The organism is Mycobacterium sp. (assembly GCF_036490025.1).
GTDB lineage: Bacteria > Actinomycetota > Actinomycetes > Mycobacteriales > Mycobacteriaceae > Mycobacterium.
Map to the genome: position 1 here is coordinate 55585 of NZ_DASXEP010000072.1, position 24272 is coordinate 79856.

Below are 24272 nucleotides of genomic sequence, written 5' to 3' on the forward strand. Positions count from 1 at the left end.
TGTGCGCCGTGACCGCGCCGACGACGATGCAGAGCGTAGCGATGAAGTGGGGGTACCTCCCGCTTGCGGGGGAGAGTGGCGCTGATGACTGAGCGGACGCTTCTGTTGATCAAGCCCGATGGGGTCGAGCGGCGCCTGGTGGGCGAGATCATCAGCCGTATCGAGCGCAAAGGCCTGACCATCGCCGCGCTGGAATTGCGGATCGTCAGCGACACGCTGGCCCGCAGTCACTACGCCGAGCACGACGGTAAGCCGTTTTTCGATTCCCTGGTGCAGTTCATCACGTCATCGCCGCTGGTCGCGGCGATTATCGAGGGCCGGCGGGCAATCGCGGCGGTCCGGCAACTTGCAGGTGGCACCGACCCGGTGGACAAGGCCTTGCCCGGCACCATCCGGGGCGATTTCGGCCTCGAGACGCAGTTCAACCTGGTGCACGGCTCCGATTCGCCGGAATCGGCGCAGCGCGAGATCGCGCTCTGGTTCAGCAAGGCTTAGTAACGGGTCGGCGCACTTGGTCCGACCCGGCACATCGATATGGGATACTGGTAACCGGGTGAACGTCGCCGGACCGGCTACCGACGCCCGAATGAAGACTTCGACAAGCGCGACCACCGCGACTCGCGATGCGGCGCCGAGTGTCCAGCCATCATTCAGACCGGCACTGAGTGCGTTCGTCCCGAACCGCTCGGAGCGAGACCATCACAAGCCCGGGAGAAAGTGACCCGGGCCCAAAGCGAAGCCCTCGAGTGGCCGCGTCGAAAGGACGCGCCCGGGGGCTTGAGGAGAATACGTGATAGACGGTGGCCCATCCTCAGAGGTTCCAGAAGACTCGTCGCAGCACGAGGATCTGCCAGATCGGCTAAGGGTCCATTCCCTGGCACGGGCGCTGGGGACGACCAGCCGGCAGGTCCTCGACGCGCTGGTCGAGCTCGACGGGCGGATCCGCAGCGCTCATTCCACGGTGGAACGAGTCGACGCGGTTCGTGTTCGTGACCTGCTGGCCAACCCGCCCGCGAGTGTCACTGCGACGGCCGCCGAGACCGATGCGGGCGGCGCCGGTGACGGGGAAGAACCCGAGTCGCGGACCATGCTGGAGACCACGACGGTCGATCGGCCCGAATACATGCCGCTGTTCGTCGCGCCGCAGCCGGTCAAGCGGGGCGAGGCCCCGGATAAGACCGAGGACTCCGCGGATTCCGACGATGACGACGACTTCGACGACGACGGCGACGGCGACGGCGACGATGACCAGGCCGATCGTCCGGCCAACCGGCGGCGCCGGCGCGGGCGTCGCGGCCGGGGCCGCGGCCGCGGCGAGCAGAACGGCGCCGACAAGGGCGCCGACGGCGACGGCGGCAAATCGGACAGGTCGGAAGCTGACTCCGACGATGACTCCGACGATGACTCCGACGATGACGGCGACGACTCCGATTCCGCCGACGACGATGACAACGCCTCGGGTGACGGCGCCACCAAGCGCCGCCGACGCCGTCGTCGCCGCAAGTCCGGCTCCGGCGACGACTCCGAGGACGGTCCGTCACCGGACGACCCGCCGAACACCGTGGTGCACGAGCGGGCGCCGCGAGCCAAGAACAAGTCCGACTCCGCCAACTCCGAGATCCAGGGCATCGACGGCTCGACCCGGCTGGAGGCCAAACGCCAACGCCGCCGCGACGGGCGTGACGCCGGACGCCGCCGCCCGCCTGTCCTGACCGAAGCCGAATTCCTGGCCCGCCGCGAAGCGGTCGATCGGGTGATGGTGGTTCGTGACAAGGTCCGCGCCGAACCGCCGCATCCTGGCAGCCGGTACACCCAGATCGCCGTGCTCGAGGACGGCATCGTCGTCGAGCACTTCGTCACCAGCGCGGCCTCTGCCTCGCTGGTGGGCAACATCTACCTGGGCATTGTGCAGAACGTGTTGCCGTCGATGGAGGCGGCGTTCGTCGACATCGGCCGCGGCCGAAACGGCGTGCTCTACGCCGGCGAGGTGAACTGGGAAGCCGCCGGACTCGGCGGGTCCAACCGCAAGATCGAGCAGGCGCTCAAGCCGGGCGACTACGTCGTCGTGCAGGTCAGCAAGGACCCGGTCGGCCACAAGGGCGCCCGGCTGACCACTCAGGTGTCGCTGGCCGGTCGGTACCTGGTCTACGTGCCGGGCGCATCGTCGACCGGTATCAGCCGCAAACTTCCCGACACCGAACGCCAGCGGCTCAAGGAAATCTTGCGCGAGGTCGTTCCCTCGGACGCCGGGGTGATCATCCGCACCGCCTCTGAGGGAGTCAAAGAGGACGACATCCGCGGCGACGTCAACCGGCTGCAGGAGCGGTGGACGCAGATCGCCGAGAAGGCTCAGCAGACCAAGGAGAAGGCGGCCGGCGCCGCGGTTTCGCTCTATGAGGAGCCCGACGTCCTGGTCAAGGTCATCCGCGACCTGTTCAACGAGGACTTCCGGCAGCTGATCGTCTCCGGCGAGGACGCCTGGACCACCATCAACGAATACGTGAATTCGGTTGCGCCCGAGCTTGTTTCGAAGCTGAACAAGTATGAGCCCGCAGAGCCTTCCGAGGGAGCGGCGGGCCCGGACGTTTTCGCGGTGTACCGCATCGACGAGCAGCTGGCCAAGGCGATGGACCGCAAGGTCTGGCTGCCTTCCGGTGGCACGTTGGTGATCGACCGGACCGAGGCGATGACCGTCGTGGACGTCAACACCGGCAAGTTCACCGGGTCCGGCGGCAACCTCGAGCAGACCGTCACCAAGAACAACCTCGAAGCCGCCGAGGAAATCGTGCGCCAGCTGCGGCTGCGCGACATCGGCGGGATCATCGTCATCGACTTCATCGACATGGTCCTCGAGTCCAACCGTGATCTGGTGTTGCGTCGGCTCACCGAGGCGCTCGCCCGCGACCGCACCCGCCACCAGGTGTCGGAAGTGACCTCGCTGGGGTTGGTGCAGTTGACCCGCAAGCGGCTGGGGACCGGGCTGATCGAGGCGTTCACCACGACGTGTCCGCACTGCAGCGGCCGCGGCATCACGCTGCATGCCGACCCCGTGGACTCCGCGCCGGCTTCCGGTCGCAAATCCGAGTCCGGCGGGAGGCGGGGCCGGCGCTCGAAGAAGGGCAAGGCCGACGAGCAGGAGGCGGTCGCCACGGTGCCCGCCCATGCGCCCGGTGAGCATCCGATGTTCAAGGCGATGGCCGCGGCCAATGGTCGCCACGACGATGACGACACCGACGAGTCTGGGCACACCGAGGAGATGGATCAGCAGCTCGGCGATCAGGGCCGGGACGAATCCAAGACCGACGTGCGGCGTCAGAAGCAGGTCGCGCGTCACGCGGCGGACGAAGACCCGGACGAGGACGACTTCGAGGACAGCGACGACGAAGACGACTCTGACGACGACGACACCGACCAGGTCGATCTCGACGACGACGAGGACCTCGACGATGACGAGCTCGATGATGACGATGACGATGACGATGACGATGACGATGACGACGAGGACGACGACCTCGACCTGGACGACGAGGACACTGACGACTCCGCTGACTCCGATGAGCCCGTCGTCAGCGGGACCGCCGCGGGGCGCCCGCGTCGACGCCGGGCAGCGGCGCGACCGGCCGGTCCGCCGATCCACGAGGAATGACGGCCGGTTTGACCCTTTAGCCGCTGGTCACGTACCCTGAACCCGTTGTCGCCAGGCCGGCTGACCGGTTTTGGCCGACACCCCCAGACCACCTCGCGCACCATTGGCTGCGCAACGCCCGCAAGAACCAGCAAGAACCAGCAAGATCCAGAAATAGAGGTAGACGTAACCATGGCGACCTACGCAATCGTCAAGACCGGCGGCAAGCAGTACAAAGTCGCCGTGGGCGACGTCGTCAAGGTTGAGAAGCTCGAGTCCGAGCCCGGCGCCAAGGTGTCGCTGCCGGTCGCACTGGTGGTCGACGGGGCCACCGTCACCTCCGATGCCGCCGCGCTGGCCAAGGTCGCGGTGACAGGTGAGGTGCTCGAGCACACCAAAGGCCCGAAGATCCGTATCCACAAGTTCAAGAACAAGACCGGTTACCACAAGCGCCAGGGCCACCGTCAGCAGCTGACGGTTCTCAAGGTCACCGGCATCAAGTAGCAGAGGCGACGAGGACATGGCACACAAAAAGGGCGCTTCCAGCTCACGCAACGGCCGCGATTCAAATTCTCAGCGGCTGGGCGTCAAGCGGTTCGGCGGTCAAATCGTCAAGGCCGGCGAGATCCTGGTCCGCCAGCGTGGCACGCACTTCCACCCGGGCGTCGACGTTGGCCGCGGCGGCGATGACACGTTGTTCGCCAAGGCTGCCGGCGCTGTCCAGTTCGGCGTCAAGCGCGGGCGCAAGACGGTCAACATCGTCTCGGCCGCGCCTTCGACCGACTGAGCGCGTCAGGCGTGACTGCACGCCTGACGAGTAAGAGGAACTCCGATGCCTCGGTTTGTCGACCGCGTCGTCATCCACGTGCGAGCAGGCTCCGGTGGGCACGGCTGCGCCTCGGTCCATCGCGAGAAATTCAAGCCGCTCGGCGGGCCCGACGGCGGTAACGGCGGCCGCGGCGGCAGCATCGTGCTGGTCGTCGACCCGCAGGTGCACACCCTGCTCGACTTTCACTTCCGCCCCCATGTCGATGCCCCGTCGGGCAAGCAGGGCATGGGCAGCAACCGGGACGGCGCCGCGGGCGACGATCTTGAAATCAAGGTTCCCGACGGCACCGTCGTGCTCGACGAGGACGGCCGGATGCTCGCCGACCTGGTCGGTGTTGGCACCCGATTCGAAGCCACCGCCGGCGGTCGCGGCGGATTGGGCAACGCCGCGCTGGCGTCGCGCGCGCGCAAGGCGCCCGGGTTCGCACTGCTCGGCGAGAAGGGCGAATCCCGCGACCTCACTCTGGAACTCAAAACCGTCGCCGACGTCGGCTTGATCGGATTTCCGTCAGCCGGCAAATCCTCACTGGTGTCCACGATTTCAGCGGCCAAGCCGAAAATCGCCGACTACCCGTTCACCACGCTGGCCCCCAATCTCGGGGTGGTTTCGGCGGGGGAGCGGACGTTCACCGTTGCCGACGTGCCGGGCCTGATCCCCGGGGCGTCGCAGGGCCGCGGACTGGGCTTGGACTTCCTGCGCCACATCGAGCGATGTGCGGTGCTGGTGCATGTCATCGACTGCGCGACCGCCGAGCCCGGGCGCGACCCGATCTCCGACATCGATGCGCTGGAAGCCGAGCTGGCCGCCTACACGCCTACGCTGCAAGGCGATTCGGCTCTGGGCGACCTCGTCGAGCGGCCACGGGCGGTGGTGCTCAACAAGATCGACGTACCCGACGCGCGCGAAATGGCCGAGTTCGTTCGCGACGAGATCGCCGAGCGCGGTTGGCCGGTGTTCGCGGTGTCAGCCGTTGCTCGAGAAGGGCTGCAGCCATTGATCTTCGGACTCGCCGAGATGGTCGCGGAGTACCAGGCGGCGCAGCCGGTGCTGGTGCCGCGGAGGCCGGTGATCCGCCCGATGCCCGTCGACGAGTCGGGTTTCACCGTGCAATCCGACGGGCAGGGTGGATTCGTGGTCCGCGGTCGGCGGCCCGAACGCTGGATCGCCCAGACCAGCTTCGACAACGACGAGGCGGTCGGCTACCTCGGCGACCGGTTGGCCCGGCTGGGCGTCGAGGACGAATTGGTGCGACTCGGCGCTCGACCCGGATGCGCGGTGACCATCGGCGACGTCACCTTCGACTGGGAGCCGCAGACGCCGTCCGGCATCGACACCGTGATGACCAGACGAGGTACCGACGCACGCCTGGAGAACACCGACCGGGTCGGCGCCGATGAACGCAAGGCGGCCAGGCGGCAACGCCGCACGGCCGGTGACGATGCAGTGGGGGCACCTCCAGCCGCGCAGCGGCGAGGTGGACGCAGCGATGCGGAGGAGCGGCGGACATGAGCGCTGCCGGCGACGAATCGTGAGCGCGGCACGCGCGGCTGTCCGCACCGCGCGCAGCGTCGTGGTCAAGGTCGGCACCACCGCGCTGACGACTCCGACCGGCATGTTCGATGCCGGCCGGCTGGCCGGACTGGTCGACGCCATCGAGGCGCGGATGACCGCGGGCTCGGACGTCATCATCGTGTCGTCGGGAGCCATTGCCGCCGGCATCGGGCCACTGGGGCTGACCAAGCGGCCCGCCGATCTGGCCACCAAGCAGGCCGCGGCCAGCGTCGGACAGGTTGCGCTGGTCAACGCGTGGAGTAACGCGTTCGCCCACTACCAGCGCAACGTCGGTCAGGTGTTGCTGACCGCGCACGACATTTCGATGCGGGTACAGCACACCAACGCCCAGCGCACGCTGGACCGATTGCGCGCACTGCATGCGGTGGCGATCGTGAACGAGAACGACACCGTCGCCACCAACGAAATCCGGTTCGGCGACAACGACCGGCTCTCGGCATTGGTGGCGCATCTGGTCGGTGCCGACGCGCTGGTATTGCTGAGCGATATCGACGGACTCTACGACGCCGATCCGCGCAAGGCCGACGAAACACGCTTCATCCCAGAGGTTTCCGGCCCCGATGATCTGGACGGTGTGATTGCCGGACGGGGCAGCCACCTGGGCACCGGCGGCATGGCGTCGAAGTTGTCGTCGGCGCTGTTGGCCGCTGACGCCGGTGTTCCGGTGCTGTTGGCGGGCGCCGCTGATGCCGCGGTGGCTTTGGCGGATGCCTCGGTGGGCACGGTGTTCGCTGCGCGGCCCAACCGCATGTCGGCCCGCCGGTTCTGGGTGCGCTACGCCGCAGAATCCGCCGGTGCGCTTACCCTCGACGAAGGCGCGGTGAGTGCCGTTCTGGGTCAACGCCGTTCGCTGCTGGCCGCTGGAATCACCGCGCTGGCCGGCCGTTTTCACGGCGGTGACGTCGTCGACTTGAACGGACCCGACGCGGCGCTGGTGGCGCGCGGAGTCGTCGCCTACGACGCCGCCGAGTTGGCGACCATGATCGGCCGATCGACCTCGGAGCTGCCCGCCGAGTTGCGCCGGCCCGCGGTGCACGCCGACGACCTGGTTGCCGTCTAGGACTTTGTCGGCGCGAGATACAGCGCAGCCCAGACGATTTCGGTGAATGTGGTGGCCAGCTCGGTGTCATATGCGGCCGGTTGGGTGGGGAGATTCTGTTGACAGGTCCGCTCGACCATCCACGTGAGCGCACTGGCGGTGGTGGCTGCGGGTAGCTCGCCGCGGACTGAACCGTCGGCCTGGCCGTCTTCGATCACCCGGGTGAGCCGCCCGGTGATGGCGGTCAGCAGATTGCGGTAGGTCGCCCCCACCAGCGGGTCGTAGCCGGCCATCTCATTCAGCGCGACGAGTACCGGTTGATGACGCCGGTAGCTGGCGATGATGGCGGCCATCGCCGCGTGGACGTCCTCGGGGTCGTGCCGCCAGGCCACACCCCACCAGCGCTCGGCGCTGTCGGCGAGATCGCCGAACACCCGGCCTGCCAACCGGCGCAGCAGGTGACCCTTGTCCTCGAAGTAAATGTAGAAGCTGGCCCGCGAGATTCCCGCCTCGGTGGATAGTCGGTCCACGCTGAGTTCGGTGAAGCTGGTGCCGTCTCGCATCAGTCGTTCGGTGGCATCGAGCAGCCGACGTTCTATCTGCTCGCGCCGCTCCTGCCGGTTGGCTTGCGGCTTACGGGTGACCGACGGCATGGCACCTAGTATGACATCTTGACTAGACACTCTGTCTAGTCCTAAAGTCTTCGGTGTCTGAAACTGTGACCGGCGTCATACCCGATGGAGGATTCCGCATGACAGCGACGGCCGCCGCCCCCCGCGCCTACGACCCCATCGACCTGTCGTCCCGCGCGTTCTGGTCGACCAGCGCGCAGGAGCGGGACGTGGCGTTCGCCGAGCTTCGCGCCGAACGCCCGGTGAGCTGGCACCCGCCGGTGGAAGACGCCATGCTGCCTGATCCCGATGACCCCGGCTACTGGGCGGTCACCCGCCGCGACGACATCGTCGCGATCAGCCGCGACAACGAGTCATTTCTGTCCGGCAAGGGCGTCATGTTCGAGAACTTCCCGGTGGAGCTCCTGGAAGCGTCGCAATCGTTCCTGGCCATGGACCCGCCGCGGCACACGTTCCTGCGCAAACTCGTCAGCGCCGCATTCACCCCGCGGCAGGTCCGGCGCATCGAGGATTCGATCAAGGCGAATGCGAAGACCATCGTGGAGGAACTCAAAGACGCCGGCAGCGGCGCCGATTTCGTCGACCTCTGCGCCAAGGAGCTGCCCATTCGCACGCTGTCGGACATGGTGGGCATCCCCGAGTCGGAGCGCCAACAGCTCGCGCACGCGGCCGACGCCATGGTCTCGTCGGGCGACCCGGAGTACCTGAAGGGTCGCCACCCGCTGGAGGTGTTGTTCGAGGCGCAGACTTATGTGCATCAGGTGGCCGGGATGCTTGCCGCTGAGCGCCGCGAGCATCCCGGTGACGACTTGTTCACCAGCCTGGTGACGGCCGAGGTAGACGGCGACAGGTTGGCCGACGCTGACATCGCCGCGTTCTTCGTGTTGCTGACCGTGGCCGGCAATGACACCACCCGCCAGACCACCACTCACGCGCTGAAGGCCCTGACCGACTATCCCGACCAGCGTGCCTGGCTGCTGGAGGATTTCGACGACCGCATCGGCGGGGCGGTCGAGGAGTTCATCCGCTGGGCCAGCCCGGTAATGACGTTCCGTCGCACGGCCGCAAAGGATGTCGAGATCGGCGGCCAGGCCATCCGCGCCGGCGAGAAGGTGGTGATGTTCTACTCCTCGGGCAACTACGACACCGACGTGTTCGAGCATCCCGAGCGCCTTGACCTCAGCCGCAACCCCAATCCTCACGTCGGGTTCGGCGGCGGCGGCGTGCACTTCTGCCTGGGTGCGAACTTGGCCAGGGCGCAGCTACGGGCGATCTTCGGTGAGCTCTTGCGTCAGCTGCCGGATATCGAGGCCGGCGACCCGGTATACGTGGCCGGCAATTTCATTCACGGCATCTGCAGCATGCCGTGTACGTTCTAGCGAACCGGCGCCGTGGCGAGTTCCTCAGCCAACAACGTCAGCAGCTCCGAGCAACCGCCGTCCACCTTCACCGCGGCGAGCTCGTCGCCGCGGGTGGGCCCGCGGTTGACGATGGCGACCGGGATGCGGTGCGCCGCGGCGTGCCGCACGAAGCGGTAGCCGGAGAACACCGTCAGCGACGAGCCGGCCACCAGCAGCGCGTCCGCATTCTCGACAAGTGAAAGAGCTTGTCGAACAACATCTTTAGGAACACTCTCACCGAAATACACGATGTCGGGTTTGAGCATGCCACCGCATGATGCGCAGTCGAGGTAGCGAAAAGATGCGGTGTCCGCGACCACCGCGTCAGCGTCCGGGGCGACCGCCGGCCCGCCGACGGCCTGGACCTGCTCGGTGAAACCCGGGTTCAGCGCGTCGAGTTCGTCGTCCAGCGCCGCGCGGCTGATGGACTCTCCACAGTTCAGGCAAACCACGCGCGCATAGCTGCCATGCAGGTTGATCACATTGTTGCTGCCGGCCTTGGTGTGCAACAGGTCGACGTTCTGGGTGATCACGCTGCCGACCACGCCATTGCGCTCGAGGGTGGCCACTGCGCGGTGTCCGGCGTTGGGCCGGGTGTCGTGCATGTGACGCCAGCCGACGTGGTTGCGGGCCCAGTACCGCTGCCGGAACACCGGATCGGAGATGAACTGTTGGATCGTCATGGGATTGCTCGGCGGCGAGTCGGGCCCCCGATAGTCGGGGATACCGGAATCGGTCGACATGCCTGCGCCGGTCAGCACCGCGACCCGGCGACCGGCCAACACGGCGATCAGCTCCGGAGATTCCGCACGCACGGCCGTCACCCGTTCGAGGGTACGGCCCTAGCCGAGACAGTCCTTCGCCGTCGTCAGCTCAGCGTCCATGTTGGCTTTCATCATCTTCAGCGCCGCGTCGGCCAATTCGGCGTCGATTCCGGCGACGGCGTCGGTCGGAATCACCACCGGAAAGTGGCGCACGTAGGCGTCCAGCGCGCTGTACAGGATGCACTGTTCGGTGACTTGGCCGGTCAGGATCACCCGCTTGGTGCCCAGACGATTGAGCAGGTAGGCGACCGGTGTCGCATAGAACGCGCTGTGGCGCACCTTGGTCACCACCCGGCTGTTCTGCGTCGGCACGATCGGTTTCACCAGATCGGGCCGCTCGCCGTGGCATGCCGCGTGGACGAGGTCGGAGAACTGGGCAGTGAAATCGGCATAGTTGTCGTTGACATACACCAAGTCAACATCGTCGGATTCGTGCGCGCGCTGCACCAAATGGCTAAGCGGCTCAATGATTTTGGTGACGTTGGGGATGAGGGCTTCGGCGTCGGGATGCCGATAGGTGTTCATCATGTCGATGACGAGGACCGCGGTGTCGCTCATTCGGTAGGGATACCCGGTTGCGCCGGGTTGACACAGGGGTCGGTCGGCATGCGGTTTGCTGCTTTTTAATCAGGCGGATTCTATGCCTTTGCTAGGTTTTGGTTTGGGTTGCTCGTTCCTGTCCACCTCCACGGCTACGCTCAGAAACGTGGAGTCTGTCAATTGTTTCGATCGCTGAGAAGTTTGCGATCCTGTCAATCGGTTTGCTGGCGAGCGGGCCGCGATGCGGGGAGATGCGGTGATGCTGTGAATGATCACCAGCGATTTCACGTAGGTTCCGGACAAGCCGCCCGGAAGGGTATGTCCGCACAGCATCGGGGGCTTGCTAGCTCTAAAGGCTTCAAGCTCAACGAAATTGACGCTGATTTCTTCGTCATTCCGCCGCCTTTTCCGCTGCGGCTCATAGAGAGGGGTAACGCCAGTGCTGGATTTCGGTGCTCTGCCGCCCGAGATCAACTCGAGCAGGATGTACGCCGGTCCGGGGTCCGGCCCGATCATGGCGGCGGCTTCGGCCTGGCAGTCGATGGCGGGCCAACTGGAATCGATCGTGCGCGGCTACTCGGCGGTGATCTCGGGCCTGCAGGGCGACACGTGGTCGGGCAATGCCTCTACCGCGATGGTCGACGCGGCCGGACCGTATGTCGAGTGGATGGCGACGGCAGCGGCGAAGGCCGAAGAAACCGCGGGCCAAGCGCGGGCGGCAGCCGCGGCCTTCGAGGCCGCCTACGCAGCAATGGTGCCGCCGGCGCTGGTCACGGCCAACCGAGCCGAGTACGCGGCGCTGGTCGATGCCAATGTGTTCGGGCAGTACACCGCCCGGATCGCGGCCGCCGAGGCGGCCTACGCCGACATGTGGGCCCAGGATGCCCAGGCGATGTACGGCTATGCGGGGTCATCGTCGACGGCGACCGCACTGACACCGTTCAGCGAACCGCCGCAGACCACGACGGCCACCGGGCAATCCGCACAGGCTGCCGCGGTCACTCAAGCCGCCGGCAGCTCCGGCTCGTCAACGTCGCAATCGATGTTGTCGCAGCTGTTGGCGACCGTGCCGAAGCAGCTGCAGAGTCTCTCGACGACGGGATCCTCGGGCGCCACCACGTCAGCATCGTCGTCGCTGCTCACGGCTTTCAGTAACTTCAATACCCTCGCGGCGCCGGCGAATCTCGGCGCGGCCTTCAGCCGCACGTTCACCAGCGGGGGAAGCTTCCTCACCGGCGCCTACCGCAGCGCACTCCAGGCGAAGGATCTGCCGAAGATCGCGGAGGAAGAAGCAGGGGCCGCGGGCGCTGCCGCCGGCGCCAAGACCCAATCGTGGGTGTCGGAAGGCATCGAGAGGCCCGTGCTTGCCGGCATGGGCCGGGCCGAACCGATCGGCGGGTTGTCGGTACCGCAGACCTGGGCATCGACTACTCCGATCGCCAGCGCCGTCGAAGATCCGCACTGGCTCTCGGAGATGGACCTTGGCGCGGTTCCGGCATCGTCCGCGACGGGCATGCCGGGTGCCGGTCCGATGGTGGGGATGGCTCCGCAGTCGGGCATGTGGTCGCGTCCGACGGTCAGCAACATCCTGCGCGTGCCGGCCGACCGATTCAAGATGCCGCGTCCTGTCCTCGGCGGGTAGTCGTTGTCCTTGTGCCCGCTTGAGTTTAACGGGGCGTAATAGCCTGTCGGCCAACGCTTTAGCGCCTTTGGAAGGAAGTGGATGTTTGATTTCGGGGCGTTACCGCCCGAGATCAACTCGGCCAGGATGTATTCCGGCCCGGGTTCGGGTCCGATGATGGCCGCGGCCGCGGCCTGGGACGGACTGGCCGCTCAACTCGAGACGTTCGGCGCCCGCTATTCCGCGGTGATCTCTGAGTTGCACGGCCAGACTTGGTCCGGCGGATCCGCCGTCGCCATGGCCGCTGCGAGCGCACCGTATGCGGCATGGCTGAGCACAACGGCGGAGCAGGCGGTGCAGGTCGCGGGCCAGTCGCGGGCGGCCGCGGCCGCCTACGAAGCAGCGTTCGCGGCAACCGTGCCACCGGTCGCGGTGGCTGCCAACCGCACGCTGTTGGCGACCCTGGTGGCGACTAATTTCTTCGGACAGAACACGCCGATGATCGCTGCCACCGAAACCGTCTACGCCGAAATGTGGGCCCAAGATGCCGCGGCAATGTACAGCTATGCTGCGTCATCCTCGTCAGCGGCCGATCTCAGTCAGTTCAGCCAGCCACCGCAGACCACGAGTTCGACCGCGCAATCCGCCCAGGGCGTCGCGGTTTCCCAGGCCGTCGACACGTCCGTGGGACATTCCCAGACCGCGCTTTCGCAGCTGATGTCCGCACTGCCACAACAGTTGCAGAGCCTGGCCTCAGGCGGGTCCACGAACGTCTCCGCAGCGAACACCTCGACAAGCCCGATCATCACAGCCGTCAGCGACTTCAATACTCTTACCGGGCCGCTGATCCCGGCGTACCAGTTTTCCTACGCGGTTTTTCAGGCGGGCAACTTCGGTACCGGGCTGATGCAGTCCGGTGTCCAGGCCCAGGATTTGCCGGCGATGGCAGCGCCGCTTGGGGGTGCTGCCGCCGCGGCTCAAACGATTGCGCCGCAAGGCGTTTCCGAACCGGTGCTTGCCAGCGCGGGTCGCGCGTTTCCGATCGGCGGCCTGTCCACTCCGCCGAATTGGGCAGCGGCGACGTCGGCGGCAAGCCCCCCTGCCGAGCCGGCGACGGCGGTCGAGACAGGTTTCCGGGCGCTGCCGTCATGGGTAGCCAAGCCGGAGACGTCCGCTCAGACGGGCATGCCTGCCGTGGCGCAGATGGGCAATCCCGGCGGGCGGCACGGCGACAACACGGTCTTCCGCATGAGAGACCGCCGCTACCGGATGCCACGGCCTGCACTCGGCGGATAGGCGGTACCCGATAGTCGCCCGTGGATAGCTCGAGGGCGACAATGGAGGGGAAATGGACTTCTACAACGCCTACAGCCAGGGCTTTGCCCGAGTCGCCGCCTGCACTCACCATGCCGCGATCGGCGACCCCGCCGCCAATGCCGACGCGGTACTGCGGCTGGCCCGGCAATGCCACGACGACGGTGTCGCGCTGGCCGTCTTCCCGGAGTTGACGTTGTCCGGCTACTCCATCGAGGACATCCTGCTGCAAGACGTGTTGCTGGACGCCGTCGAGGATGCCCTGCTCGATGTTATCGCTGCCTCCACGGATCTGCTGCCGGTGCTGGTGGTCGGCGCCCCGCTGCGCCACCGGCAGCGCATCTACAACACCGCCGTGGTCATCCATCGCGGCGTCGTGCTCGGTGTGGCGCCCAAGTCGTATCTGCCCACCTACCGCGAATTCTACGAACGTCGGCAGGTCGCGGCCGGAGACGACGAGCGCGGCACCATTCGGATCGCCGGAATGGAAGCACCGTTCGGTGCGGACCTGTTGTTCGCGGCGTCCGACCTGACCGGCTTCGTCCTGCACATCGAAATATGCGAGGACATGTTCGTGCCGGTTCCGCCCAGCGCCGAGGCGGCGCTGGCAGGTGCGACGGTGTTGGCCAACCTATCCGGCAGCCCGATCACGATCGGTCGTGCTGATGACCGCTCGCTGCTTGCCCGTTCGGCCTCGCTGCGGTGTTTGGCCGCTTACGTGTATGCCGCTGCCGGAGAAGGCGAGTCGACGACCGACCTGGCGTGGGACGGCCAGACGATGATCTGGGAGAACGGTGCGCTGCTTGCGCAGTCCGAGCGATTCCCCAAAGGAGAGCGACGCAGCATCGCCGACGTCGACCTCGAGCTGCTGCGCGCAGAGCGGCTGCGGATGGGCACCTTCGACGACAACCGGCGCCACCACCGAATTCTGACAGACTCGTTCCGGCGGATCGAATTTCCGTTGGACCCGCCTGCCGGTGACATCGGTTTGCGCCGCGCAGTCGAACGATTTCCGTTTGTGCCGGCCGATCCGAATCGGTTGCAGCAGGACTGTTATGAGGCCTACAGCATCCAGGTCGCGGGGCTCGAGCAGCGGTTGCGCGCGTTGCACTTCCCGAAGATCGTGATCGGGGTTTCCGGCGGACTCGACTCCACGCACGCGCTGATAGTCGCTGCGCGCGCGATGGATCGAGAAGAGCGGCCGCGCAGCGACATTCTGGCGTTCACCTTGCCCGGCTTCGCAACCGGCGAGCGCACCAAACGCAACGCGGTCGAGCTTTGCCACGCGCTCGGTGTCACGTTCGCCGAGATCGACATCACCGAAACCGCAAAGCTGATGCTCAAGGAGATGGATCATCCGTTCTCGCGTGGCGAGAAGGTCTACGACGTCACCTTCGAGAACGTCCAGGCCGGGCTGCGCACCGATTATCTGTTCCGCCTGGCGAACCAGCGCGGCGGCATCGTGCTGGGCACCGGCGATCTTTCCGAGCTGGGTTTGGGATGGTCCACCTACGGCGTCGGCGATCAGATGTCGCATTACAACGTCAACGGCGGTGTGCCGAAAACGCTCGTTCAGCATTTGATCCGCTGGGTCATCTCCTCAGACCAGTTCGCTCCGGAAGTGGGGGCGGTGCTGCAGTCGGTGCTGGACACCGAAATCACTCCTGAGCTGGTGCCGAGCGGCGAAGAAGAAGAGTTGCAGAGCAGTGAAGCGAAGGTCGGACCCTTTGCCCTGCAGGACTTCTCGCTGTTCCACGTCCTGCGCTACGGATTCCGGCCGTCGAAGATCGCGTTCCTGGCGTGGCACGCCTGGAGCGACTCCGACCGTGGCAACTGGCCGCCGGGATTCCCGGAGAACAAGCGGCCGTCGTACTCGCTCAAGGAGATTCGTCACTGGCTGCAGATTTTCGTGCAGCGTTTTTATTCCTTCAGCCAGTTCAAGCGTTCTGCCCTGCCCAATGGACCCAAGGTGTCCTACGGCGGCTCACTGTCACCGCGCGGGGACTGGCGCGCCCCGTCGGACATGTCGGCCCGAGCCTGGCTCGACTCGATCGAGCGCGAGGTTCCCGAGGACTGAGTCTTTACATCCGGTCCCGCTGCCATGGCCTACCAGTTCGTCAGGATGACATGGTTGATGGCCAGAGCGCCGCTTACGCTGGCGGCCAGCCACCAGCGATGGGATGACCGAGGCAGTAATGCCGGAGCCGCGGTCAACCACACCATGAACGGTAGCCAGATGCGCTCGGTTTCGGCTTTGCTCAGCATGCTCAGATCGGCGCATAGGATTGCGAAGACCGCGGCCAGCACCAGTAGTTGTAGCCCGGAGCGGCGGCGGATTGCCGCGATATCGAAGACCCGGCCCAATCCAGCGATGCTGCCCAGACCGATCGCACACGTGACGGAAGCCAGGTTCGCCCAGCTCCAATACTGAAAGGGCCGATCTACCGCGATGCCCTGCCAGTAGCGTTGCCGGACAAGGGTATAGCCGTCGAACCAGCAGAACCCTGCCAGGGCGAAGGCGAGCACCACTGCCGCCGAGGCAGGCACCGCAGCGACCAACGCGGTCAGTGCCGCCCGGCGGTTATGCGCCGCAATCAGCACCGCCAGCGCGGGCAACCCCATCAACACCAGTCCGTAGTTCAAGAAAATTGCCCAACCAAGCAGCAGCCCGGCGCTGGCCGCGACGGCGATCGGCCAGCGCACGGTGCGGTTCGCTGCGAGTGCCAGCAAGGCGATGCCCCACGCGGCGACGCCAGTGAAGTAAGCGTCCGCGGAGACGGCAATCCAGATCGCGGTCGGCGCCACCGCAACGAACGGTGCGGCCCTCCGAGCGGTCGGCTCATCGGACACCGCGCGCACCGCGACGATCACGGCGGTCGCCGCGCTCGAACCGACCAGCAAGCAGAAAGCTCCCGCCCACGCGCCGCCGCTCAGACCGATGCGATCGAGCCAAACGAAGGTCAGTAGCGCACCGGGCGGATGCCCCGACACGTGGGTGATCCAGGAATGCGGCTGGAAGTCCAGGATGCGGCTCGAGAAAGTGCGCAGCATCAACGGGATATCGGTGACGGTCGACACCTGCCGCAGGTACTCGTGTCGGGAGACCAGCCGGCCCGCGAACCCGAGCTGCCAACCATCGATCATGGCCAGAGCGAACGCCCAGGCGCACGACGTCAACCAGGTGACGAGCGTGACGACCCGCCATGACCATTGCTGCGCCGCGCCGGGCCCCCACCGCACAGCTGCGATGCCAATCGCGATGGCAGGGATACTGCCCCAGCCGACGTGGGCCTTCCACCAACCGAAAATTGGTGCGGCGTCGGCATAGTCGTTGACCTGCTTCGGTGAGCTGTGGATCAACGGGGTGACTATGCCCAGGTTCATATGCGGTACCGCGAAAGCCGCTATTACCAGCGCGACACCCAGCGACACCGCGACGGCTTCGCGGCGCCCGATCTTCACGACAGCCTGGCCATGATCAGACACAGTAGGTCAACCGATTTTGCTCGCTGGCTATCGCGGTTGTGCGCCGGTGTCATCGTCGGCGTCGACGTGGATGTCGGTCGTTTGCCCGCGGCGCCCCGCGGTGGCGAGTCGGGCGGCGTAGGCAAGTGTGCTGACGCTGTAGACGGCGGCGACCAGCGCTAGCCATCTTCCGAAGAAGGGTTGTTGGTTCTGCCCGGTGGCTGCGATATAGCTGAACCGTCCCTGTTGGATGATGCCGGGGAAAAACAGCAGCAGCGACAGCCCCGCAGCCAGGGTCGGGACACGCAGATAATTCAGCGGCGACACGCGCGGCGGGGGCCCCGCCCACCGATTCCGCACGCCGGCAAGGGCGCCGGTGAAGGAGCGGTCGGCGAGGGCGTAGAGGGGAAACAGGACCAGATCGTGAGCGACGATCGCGGCCAGAAACCAGACCGCGATCGACTGCCACCACACCTTGTGATTCCACAAGGCGTGGGGACCGAGCAGGATCACGACATACCCCGCCAATGCCCACGCCGCGATCGTGCCCAGTAGATGTAGTGGATTGTTGCCATAGCAGGCGGCAAACTTGCCGGTCAACCCCCGCACGTCACGGCCGCCCGAATTCGATGGACCGCACCCATTTGGTGTTGTGCACTCCCGGCAGTGCGGGCACGATGATGCGCGCGGGGTAGCCGTGGTCAGCGGATAGGTCCACACCGTTGACCCGCAGGGCCAGCAGCGAGTCGGGATTGCGTACCTGATTGGCTTGCAGGACAGCATGACTGAACGCGCCTGCCCGCTCCAGTGATCGCACGCTGGCACGGGCGGGGTTGGGCAGCCCGGCCAAGGTGGCCAGATCGCCGAGGCGAACTCCGCTCCACGTCTGAGTGCTTGACCAACCTTCGACGCAGGCGATCGGCAGTTGGGCGGTATGCTGCGGCATCGCTTCGAGCGCGGGCCGGCTCAGCAGGATCAGCCGCGACGGACCTCGCACGCTGAGTCGCCAGTCGGCACCGGTCTCGGCGGGCGTGATCGCGGCGGCTGCCGCGGTCCTGTTGACCTGGAAATCGTTGGGCCCGTCCCCGCGGCTACGTCCTCGCGGCAACAGCAGGGCGCCACCGCGGGTGACACCGCCGAGCGTTTGTCCGGCGGTGAGTACCGCGACGAACAACGCGCCGCCCCCGACCAGGCCCAGTGCTCCCCGGCGACTCACCGTCGGCGCCGCGGGGTCGGCGGCGACCAGCCCGTCGGCGTCCGGCCGCTCAGGTCGGGTGTCAGCGCGCGTGGTGCGCAGCACCGCACGAAACGACCGGGACCGCAGCGCGGTAACCATCTTCGGAAATTTGATCAGGACGTGTATTGCGAAGCCCGCGATGAAGATCCACGCCCCGAAGTAGTGCGCGGTGTAGAAGCTGAACCCGAAAATGTAGTCGTATTGGATGTTCAGCACGCCGGTGGCCAGCTCAAAGATGATCCCGCCCACCAGCATCAACAACGACAGCCGCTCCAGCAGCTGCGCGATCGACCGCAGTGGTGGCCAGGCGAACAGCCGGGGCATGACTGACCAGAGTTTGGCCAGCACTACCGGAATGATGATCAGACCCAAGCCGACGTGCACGCCTTGGGTGAGGCGGTAGAGCCATGACGGCCTGCTCGGCCAATCGAAGTTGGGCAGTTTGAGCCATCCGACGTCCTTCGGGATCGCTTGACCGAATTGAGGGCCATACGCGATGTAGGACAGCAGCCCGGTCAGGATGATCACCGGCAGTCCGAAGAGCAGCACCGAGCCGAACACCGATGTCAGCCAGGGCCCTCGCAACGGACTTCGCCATCGCTGCAGCAAATCGATCCCGGGCGGGCGGTGACGCTCGAGCGCGCGCCACGCCGTCGCAGGAAAGCCGTCAGCCGTCTCGGTGGATCCTTGCGACGACGTCGGTGGCGGGTCCGCCCCGGGGTGAGACGGCGGGTTCACCGATTCACGCTACCGCGAGCTGCTGCTGTCAGCACGGCGATAACCCGGTTGTGGATGTTGATAATTTGAGTGACGCAAAACCCGGCGGCACGCGCGATGTCGCCGAGCGTGGCGGCCCCGACGCGTGACCACGGAAACCAGTGCCCCAGATAGTGTTCGGTCTCCCAGCGCAGCCATTCGTAACAAGAAACGGTTGTCGGGGAATCGATCTCGACAACGACAATGCCGTCTTGAGCAAGTATGTCTGCGGCCCGCCGCAGCGTCTGGACCGGGTTGCCGCCGATACCGATATTGCCGTCGGTGAGCAGAATTTGTTCCCAGCTGCCCTCAGCAGGCAACGGAGCGAATAGGTCGCGGTGAATGGCGGTTCCACCGCGTCGACGTGTCATTTCCACTGCGGCCGCCGAACTGTCGACCCCGAGCGCGGGCAAGCCACGCTGTTGCAGGGAGGCAGTGAATCGCCCGGGGCCACACCCCAGGTCCAAGGTTGGGCGCGACGAGCAGTGCCGGAGCATGTGCTCGTCGGCGAGCCGATCCTGTGGTGTGGTTTCCAGTCCTCCCATCCACCGGGCCATCGGCAACTCACGGCGGTCTCCGAGATGATTGCGCGACCAGCAGGAGCTGCCCGCCGCGGCCGACTGATAAATCACGTCTGCTGACCGCACTGCGGCCCCCTGGCAGGCGTCAGTTGTCATCGCAACCTTCGATCCAGCAGTGGGCGCTGCACGCCGGTTCGCCCGCGGCCAGTTTCGGTCGACAGAGGAGGTCCAGTCTGAAACAGTCGACGTTCATCTCCCACCCACCCATTTTCATTCTCGATGCATTTAACTGCCATTCGTTGCTGATCGTGATCAGGATTGCCGGCGAAGCGCTCTCCAAACTTGGCAAGACTCGAAGAGGTAAGGGATCGCAGTCGGGCACAGTGGGGGGATGAGCTCGCGTCCCGCGCTGGTGTGCTTCGTGGCGATCGGTCTGCTGGTCATCGGCTGCAGCAGCGATACGCGCTCACCGGCGGCCGCGACGACCTCGGCCCGCGCGGCCACAGCCGCCGCTGAGCCCGCGACTGCCGGGCCGCCGGCCGTGCCGCCGGCCGGCCGAGTGGTGCCGGTCGGCAACGCGCCCGAAGGCATTGTTGTCGGAACGTCCGGAGTTGGAGCGGTCGTCGTGCGAAATCCCAACGGCATCAAGCTGATCGACGCCGTCACAGGTGCGGTGCGTCAGACGGTTCCGACGGTCGGAGCGGTCCGGCACCTGAGCCTGGCCGGACCGAACGGTCCGGTGCTGGTGCCGCTCGAGAGTTCTAACGAGCTATCCGAGCTGACCCTCGCCGACGGCCGCGTGACCTCCACCGCGGCAGGTGTAGGCCGTCAACCGCACGATGCAGTCCAGACCGCCGGGGGCACGATCGTCGTCACCAATGAGCACGGCGGTGGCGTGGTCTTCGTGCGGGGCGCCGCCGTGGTGGGGTCGCTTCCCGCCGGCCCGGTCCAGCCAGGCGGTGTCGCGGCGTTGGGTGATTACGCCGCGGTAGCCGATGTGCAGGGGAACGGAGTGTGGGTCTACGACGGCACGACCCGCCGACAGCTGGCGCACGGCCCGGTCGGGGTAAAACTGACCCACGCAGTTGCGTTGTCCGAAGACCTGGCCGCTTTTGCCGACACCGACGGCGGCGTCGTCTTCATCGAGCGCATCGATCCGCAGCTTACCCAGGTCGCGAAGGTCGACGTTCCGGGCAAACCCTACGGGCTGGCCTACGACGCGGCGCGCCGCCGCCTCTACGCCACCCTGACCGCAACCAACCTGTTGCGGGTGGTCGACGTCTCGGATGCGACGAAACCACGGATACTCGGCGATGTGCCGACCGTGCAACAGCCCAATTCGGTGGCCGTCGATCCGCGTTCGGGCGACGTGCTGGTGACGGGTAGTGCCCCGGGGGGGCAGCAGCGGCTTGCAGATCGTCACTCCGGACCTGCTGCCTGCGGGCTGAACGGGCAACGTCGACGCTGTCGCCAACATCGAAAGGACACGAATCTGCCGTGAGAGTGCTGCTGACCGGGGCGGCCGGTTTCATCGGCTCAAGGGTGGGTGCGGCGCTGCGCACCGCCGGGCACGACGTGGTCGGTGTCGACCTATTGTTGCCCGCCGCGCATGGACCAAATCCACGGTGGCCGCCGGGATGCCACCGCGTCGACATCCGGGACGGCCAGGCGCTGGCGCCGCTGTTAGCCGGTGTCGACCTGGTCTGCCATCAGGCCGCAATGGTCGGGGCCGGCGTGAACGCCGCCGACGCCCCGGCTTACGCCGGCCACAATGACTTCGCCACCACGGTGCTGCTGGCGCAAATGTTTGCCGCCGGAATCCGTCGTCTGGTGCTGGCGTCGTCGATGGTGGTGTACGGACAGGGCGGCTACGCCTGTCCTGACCACGGACGGGTTGACCCGTTGCCGCGGCGGCGTGCTGACCTGGACGCGGGTATTTTCGAGCATCGCTGCCCGCTCGGCGGCGAGGAGCTGCAGTGGCGGCTCGTCGACGAGGACTCCCCCCTGCGCCCGCGCAGCCTCTACGCGGCCAGCAAGACCGCACAGGAGCACTACGCGCTGGCCTGGTCGGAGTCGACAGGCGGTTCGGTAGTGGCACTGCGCTACCACAACGTCTACGGTCCCGGAATGCCCCGCGACACTCCATATTCCGGGGTGGCGGCGATCTTCCGTTCGTCACTCGAGAAGGGTGAGACACCAAAGGTTTTCGAGGACGGGGGCCAGATGCGTGACTTTGTCCACGTCGACGACGTGGCCGCCGCGAATGTCGCGGCGACAACCGACCGGGACGGCTTCACCGCGGTCAATGTCTGCTCGGGGCGGCCAATCTCGATCCTGGAGGTGGCCGCCACACTGTGCGAAGCCCGCGACGGTGCGCTGTCCCCGCGCATCACTGGGCAGTATCGCAGCGGCGACGTGCGCCACATCGTCGCCGAGCCCGCGCGGGCAGCCGAGGTGCTGGGGTTCCGTGCGGCAATCGATCCGCGCGAGGGCCTGCGTCGGTTCGCGTTCGCGCCGCTGCGGTAGCGGGTCTGGCCTAGTGTCGGACCAAATGCGCAACCCCACCGATCTGGTCACCGTGGTGCTGCCGTGCCTCAACGAGGAGGAGTCGCTGCCGGCGGTGCTGGCGGCCATACCTGCCGGCTACCGGGCCCTGGTGGTCGACAACAACAGCACCGACGACACCGCCGGGGTGGCCCGCCGTCACGGCGTCGCGGTGATTGCCGAGCCGCGGCCCGGTTACGGCGCGGCGGTCCAAGCCGGGGTGGTCGCAGCGACAACCCCGATCGTCGCGGTTATCGACGCCGACGGATCGATGGACCCAGGGGACCTGCCGCGTCTGGTAGCCGCACTCGACCAAGGAGCCGACCTGGCGATCGGCCGACGGCGCCCCGTGCGTGGGCTGCAGTGGCCATTGGTCGCCCGGCTGGGCACCGTGATGATGAGTTGGCGGCTGCGAAACCGCCACGGCCTGCCTGTCCACGACATCGCGCCGATGCGGGTAGCGGGGCGCGAGGCCCTGCTGAATCTTGGTGTGGCCGATAGGCGTTCGGGGTACCCGCTGGAACTGCTTGTGCGGGCCGCGGCGGCCGGCTGGCGAGTGGTTGAGTTCGACGTGAGTTACGGTCCTCGCACGGGCGGTAAGTCAAAGGTCAGCGGTTCCCTTCGGGGCAGCGTCATCGCGATTCTGGACTTTTGGAAGGTGATCTCGTGAGCGTTATACCGGTGACCCTGCTGGTGGTCGCCAAAGCGCCAGAGCCCGGCAAGGCTAAGACCCGACTCGCCGCGAGTGTCGGCGACCGCGTCGCGGCCGAGATCGCCGCCGCGGCGCTCCTCGACACGTTGGACGCGGTGGCGGCTACGCCGGTAGCCGCGCGGGTCGTCGCGCTTACCGGTGACCTGAACGCCGCTGCGGGCGCCGACGATATCCTTCGTCGGCTCGAGTCTTTTACGGTAATCGCGCAGCGCGGCAACGACTTCGCCGACCGTCTCGTCAACGCGCACGGCGACGCGGGCGCCGTGTGCGAAGGGCATCCCGTGCTGCAAATCGGAATGGACACGCCTCAGGTGACGGATCAACTGCTGGCCAGCTGCGCACGTCGGCTGCTGGAGGCGCAAGCTGTGCTCGGGCCGGCGTGCGACGGCGGTTGGTGGATCCTCGGCCTAAATAAGCCGGCAACGGCGCAATACTTGCGCAGTGTCCCGATGTCGCGACCTGATACCGGCGAGCTCACAGCGAAAGCGTTGCGCAACAGGGGTGTTGACGTGACTACAGTCGAGACTCTGGCAGACGTCGACGTCGTTGACGATGTCGCCGCGGTACGTAATGCCTGTGATCCCGCCGGTCGTTTCGCTCGGGTCACCCACGCGGCCGGACTCTGACGGCACAACCAATTCCGGATCCCAAGCTGCGGCGTCGTCGACACCCATCGAAGCCAGACGGCCGCCGAGCTGGACACCGCCGACGGTCTCGCCATCGCCCACGACGTCCGGCGCGAGTCACGCTAAGGCAGCGTCGCTTCGTCGATCGCTTCGGCGTACGGCGCGCAATTCCCGGCACCCGGCACCAGTGTGGCGAGCGCACCGGCGGCGCAGGCTCGCCGCAACGCGTGGTCGTGGTCACCGGCCCAGCCGGCGGCCAGTACACCGGCGAACACGTCGCCGGCGCCCGAGGTGTCGAGCGCGTCCACGACCGGTGCGGTAACCGTGAACTCCGTGTCGTCGCCGGTGTAGCTGGCGCCGCGCGCACCGAGAGTGGTCACCCGATGCGCGACGGGCCAAACCCAGTGCGCGGCTTCGGTTTCGTTGACCACCAAGACGTCGGTCACCTCAGCCAGCTGCGCCAGCTCGGCCTCGTCGGAGCCCCACGGTGAGGCGTTGAGGACCACGATCGCCCCCGCCGAATGCGCTTCGCGGGCAGCCGCTGTCGCGGTGGCGACCGGAATCTCCAACTGCAGCAACAACACATCGCAGTCGGCAACGATTCTGCGCAGCGCCGCCGAGTCCAGCGTGAGCTGACCATTGGCGCCCGCGGCCACCACGATGATGTTTTCGCCGGCGGAGTCGACGATGACGACGGCGTTGCCGCTACGCCCGGCTACGGTGATCAGCCCGTCGGTGCCGACGCCGTTCGAGTTCAAGTGCTCGCGCAATTGCGCTGCCGTCGGGTCGTCGCCGACGGCACCGACGAACTGCACGTGCGCGCCCGCGCGGGACGCTGCCACCGCCTGATTGGCGCCTTTGCCCCCGGGTGTCGAGCGCACCGACGCCGCCAAGGCCGTTTCACCCGGGCGGGGGAGCGTGTCGACATCGAACCCGATATCCATATTCACGCTGCCCACCACGCACACCCGTGTCATTCCGCCGACGTTAGGGAGTAGCGCTCGGATACACAAAC

Annotated in this window: 22 protein-coding genes; 14 read left to right on the plus strand and 8 right to left on the minus strand. The window is 66.6% G+C overall.

Going from position 1 to position 24272, the window contains the following annotated elements; genetic code table 11:
• The first annotated feature begins 84 nt into the window (after nucleotides 1-84).
• The 6 genes from ndk (at nucleotide 85) to proB (ending at nucleotide 7086) form a co-directional block, all read left to right on the plus strand.
• Entirely contained in the window at nucleotides 85-495 is a 411-nt protein-coding gene (gene ndk, locus VGG53_RS08295) for a nucleoside-diphosphate kinase (protein WP_331517565.1), read from the plus strand.
• A gap of 295 nt (nucleotides 496-790) precedes the next feature.
• Complete coding sequence (locus VGG53_RS08300; RefSeq protein WP_331517566.1) at nucleotides 791-3646, plus strand: Rne/Rng family ribonuclease; 2856 nt, start codon at nucleotides 791-793, stop codon at nucleotides 3644-3646.
• Nucleotides 3647-3817: 171 nt separating this feature from the next.
• Nucleotides 3818-4129 carry a 50S ribosomal protein L21 gene (rplU, locus tag VGG53_RS08305; protein ID WP_025736107.1) on the plus strand — a complete coding sequence of 104 codons (312 nt, stop codon included), beginning with the start codon at nucleotides 3818-3820 and terminating at the stop codon, nucleotides 4127-4129.
• Nucleotides 4130-4145: 16 nt separating this feature from the next.
• On the plus strand, nucleotides 4146-4412 hold the full coding sequence (gene rpmA / locus VGG53_RS08310; RefSeq protein ID WP_331517567.1) for a 50S ribosomal protein L27: 267 nt from the start codon (nucleotides 4146-4148) through the stop codon (nucleotides 4410-4412).
• A 45-nt stretch (nucleotides 4413-4457) separates the two neighbouring features.
• Entirely contained in the window at nucleotides 4458-5963 is a 1506-nt protein-coding gene (gene obgE, locus VGG53_RS08315) for a GTPase ObgE (RefSeq protein WP_331517568.1), read from the plus strand.
• A complete protein-coding gene (gene proB, locus VGG53_RS08320; RefSeq protein WP_331517569.1) occupies nucleotides 5941-7086 on the plus strand; it encodes a glutamate 5-kinase in 1146 nt (381 codons plus the stop codon). Before obgE ends, proB begins: the two co-directional genes overlap by 23 nt.
• On the opposite strand, the gene VGG53_RS08325 is transcribed toward proB, so the two are convergent.
• Nucleotides 7083-7718 carry a TetR/AcrR family transcriptional regulator gene (locus tag VGG53_RS08325; protein WP_331517570.1) on the minus strand — a complete coding sequence of 212 codons (636 nt, stop codon included), beginning with the start codon at nucleotides 7716-7718 and terminating at the stop codon, nucleotides 7083-7085. The two genes, proB and VGG53_RS08325, sit on opposite strands and share 4 nt — an antisense overlap.
• 98 nt (nucleotides 7719-7816) lie before the next feature.
• On the opposite strand from VGG53_RS08325, the gene VGG53_RS08330 reads away from it, so the two are divergent.
• Nucleotides 7817-9076 carry a cytochrome P450 gene (locus tag VGG53_RS08330; protein WP_331517571.1) on the plus strand — a complete coding sequence of 420 codons (1260 nt, stop codon included), beginning with the start codon at nucleotides 7817-7819 and terminating at the stop codon, nucleotides 9074-9076.
• Here VGG53_RS08330 and VGG53_RS08335 read toward each other — a convergent pair.
• The gene (locus VGG53_RS08335) at nucleotides 9073-9921 is read right to left on the minus strand and encodes an NAD-dependent protein deacetylase (protein WP_331517572.1); all 849 of its coding nucleotides are present in this window, start codon (nucleotides 9919-9921) and stop codon (nucleotides 9073-9075) included. The genes VGG53_RS08330 and VGG53_RS08335 overlap by 4 nt on opposite strands.
• Nucleotides 9922-9939: 18 nt before the next feature.
• Nucleotides 9940-10479, minus strand: coding sequence for an isochorismatase family cysteine hydrolase (locus VGG53_RS08340; protein WP_331517573.1), 540 nt, complete (start codon nucleotides 10477-10479; stop codon nucleotides 9940-9942).
• A 421-nt stretch (nucleotides 10480-10900) separates the two neighbouring features.
• On the opposite strand from VGG53_RS08340, the gene VGG53_RS08345 reads away from it, so the two are divergent.
• From VGG53_RS08345 to VGG53_RS08355, 3 genes are all read left to right on the plus strand, one after another.
• Nucleotides 10901-12103 (plus strand): PPE family protein, encoded by a 1203-nt coding sequence (locus VGG53_RS08345; RefSeq protein WP_331517574.1) that lies wholly within the window; start codon nucleotides 10901-10903, stop codon nucleotides 12101-12103.
• Nucleotides 12104-12184: 81 nt separating this feature from the next.
• Nucleotides 12185-13378, plus strand: coding sequence for a PPE family protein (locus VGG53_RS08350; protein WP_331517575.1), 1194 nt, complete (start codon nucleotides 12185-12187; stop codon nucleotides 13376-13378).
• Between the two features lie 52 nt (nucleotides 13379-13430).
• Nucleotides 13431-15473 carry an NAD(+) synthase gene (locus tag VGG53_RS08355; protein WP_331517576.1) on the plus strand — a complete coding sequence of 681 codons (2043 nt, stop codon included), beginning with the start codon at nucleotides 13431-13433 and terminating at the stop codon, nucleotides 15471-15473.
• Between the two features lie 29 nt (nucleotides 15474-15502).
• Here the strand turns inward: VGG53_RS08355 and VGG53_RS08360 are convergent, their stop codons facing one another.
• Genes VGG53_RS08360 through VGG53_RS08375 form a run of 4 tightly spaced genes read right to left on the minus strand, consistent with a single transcriptional unit; the run spans nucleotide 15503 to nucleotide 19531 of the window.
• Nucleotides 15503-16858, minus strand: coding sequence for a hypothetical protein (locus VGG53_RS08360; protein WP_331517592.1), 1356 nt, complete (start codon nucleotides 16856-16858; stop codon nucleotides 15503-15505).
• A gap of 51 nt (nucleotides 16859-16909) precedes the next feature.
• The gene (locus VGG53_RS08365) at nucleotides 16910-17461 is read right to left on the minus strand and encodes a hypothetical protein (protein WP_331517577.1); all 552 of its coding nucleotides are present in this window, start codon (nucleotides 17459-17461) and stop codon (nucleotides 16910-16912) included.
• A 10-nt stretch (nucleotides 17462-17471) separates the two neighbouring features.
• A complete protein-coding gene (locus VGG53_RS08370) occupies nucleotides 17472-18836 on the minus strand; it encodes a molybdopterin-dependent oxidoreductase (protein ID WP_331517578.1) in 1365 nt (454 codons plus the stop codon).
• Nucleotides 18833-19531 carry a class I SAM-dependent DNA methyltransferase gene (locus VGG53_RS08375; RefSeq protein WP_331517579.1) on the minus strand — a complete coding sequence of 233 codons (699 nt, stop codon included), beginning with the start codon at nucleotides 19529-19531 and terminating at the stop codon, nucleotides 18833-18835. The genes VGG53_RS08370 and VGG53_RS08375 overlap by 4 nt, the downstream gene beginning before the upstream one ends.
• Nucleotides 19532-19766: 235 nt before the next feature.
• Here VGG53_RS08375 and VGG53_RS08380 point away from each other — a divergent pair, with 235 nt between their 5' ends.
• From VGG53_RS08380 to VGG53_RS08395, 4 genes are read left to right on the plus strand one after another with little or no spacing between them, the layout of a single operon-like run.
• The gene (locus tag VGG53_RS08380; RefSeq protein ID WP_331517580.1) at nucleotides 19767-20876 is read left to right on the plus strand and encodes a hypothetical protein; all 1110 of its coding nucleotides are present in this window, start codon (nucleotides 19767-19769) and stop codon (nucleotides 20874-20876) included.
• Complete coding sequence (locus tag VGG53_RS08385; protein WP_331517581.1) at nucleotides 20873-21901, plus strand: NAD-dependent epimerase/dehydratase family protein; 1029 nt, start codon at nucleotides 20873-20875, stop codon at nucleotides 21899-21901. The genes VGG53_RS08380 and VGG53_RS08385 overlap by 4 nt, the downstream gene beginning before the upstream one ends.
• 25 nt (nucleotides 21902-21926) lie before the next feature.
• The gene (locus VGG53_RS08390) at nucleotides 21927-22589 is read left to right on the plus strand and encodes a glycosyltransferase family 2 protein (protein ID WP_331517582.1); all 663 of its coding nucleotides are present in this window, start codon (nucleotides 21927-21929) and stop codon (nucleotides 22587-22589) included.
• Nucleotides 22586-23257, plus strand: a complete 672-nt coding sequence (locus tag VGG53_RS08395) for a TIGR04282 family arsenosugar biosynthesis glycosyltransferase (protein WP_331517583.1) — start codon at nucleotides 22586-22588, stop codon at nucleotides 23255-23257. Before VGG53_RS08390 ends, VGG53_RS08395 begins: the two co-directional genes overlap by 4 nt.
• A gap of 122 nt (nucleotides 23258-23379) precedes the next feature.
• Here VGG53_RS08395 and VGG53_RS08400 read toward each other — a convergent pair whose 3' ends face one another.
• The gene (locus VGG53_RS08400; protein WP_331517584.1) at nucleotides 23380-24234 is read right to left on the minus strand and encodes a ribokinase; all 855 of its coding nucleotides are present in this window, start codon (nucleotides 24232-24234) and stop codon (nucleotides 23380-23382) included.
• Nucleotides 24235-24272 lie beyond the last annotated feature (38 nt).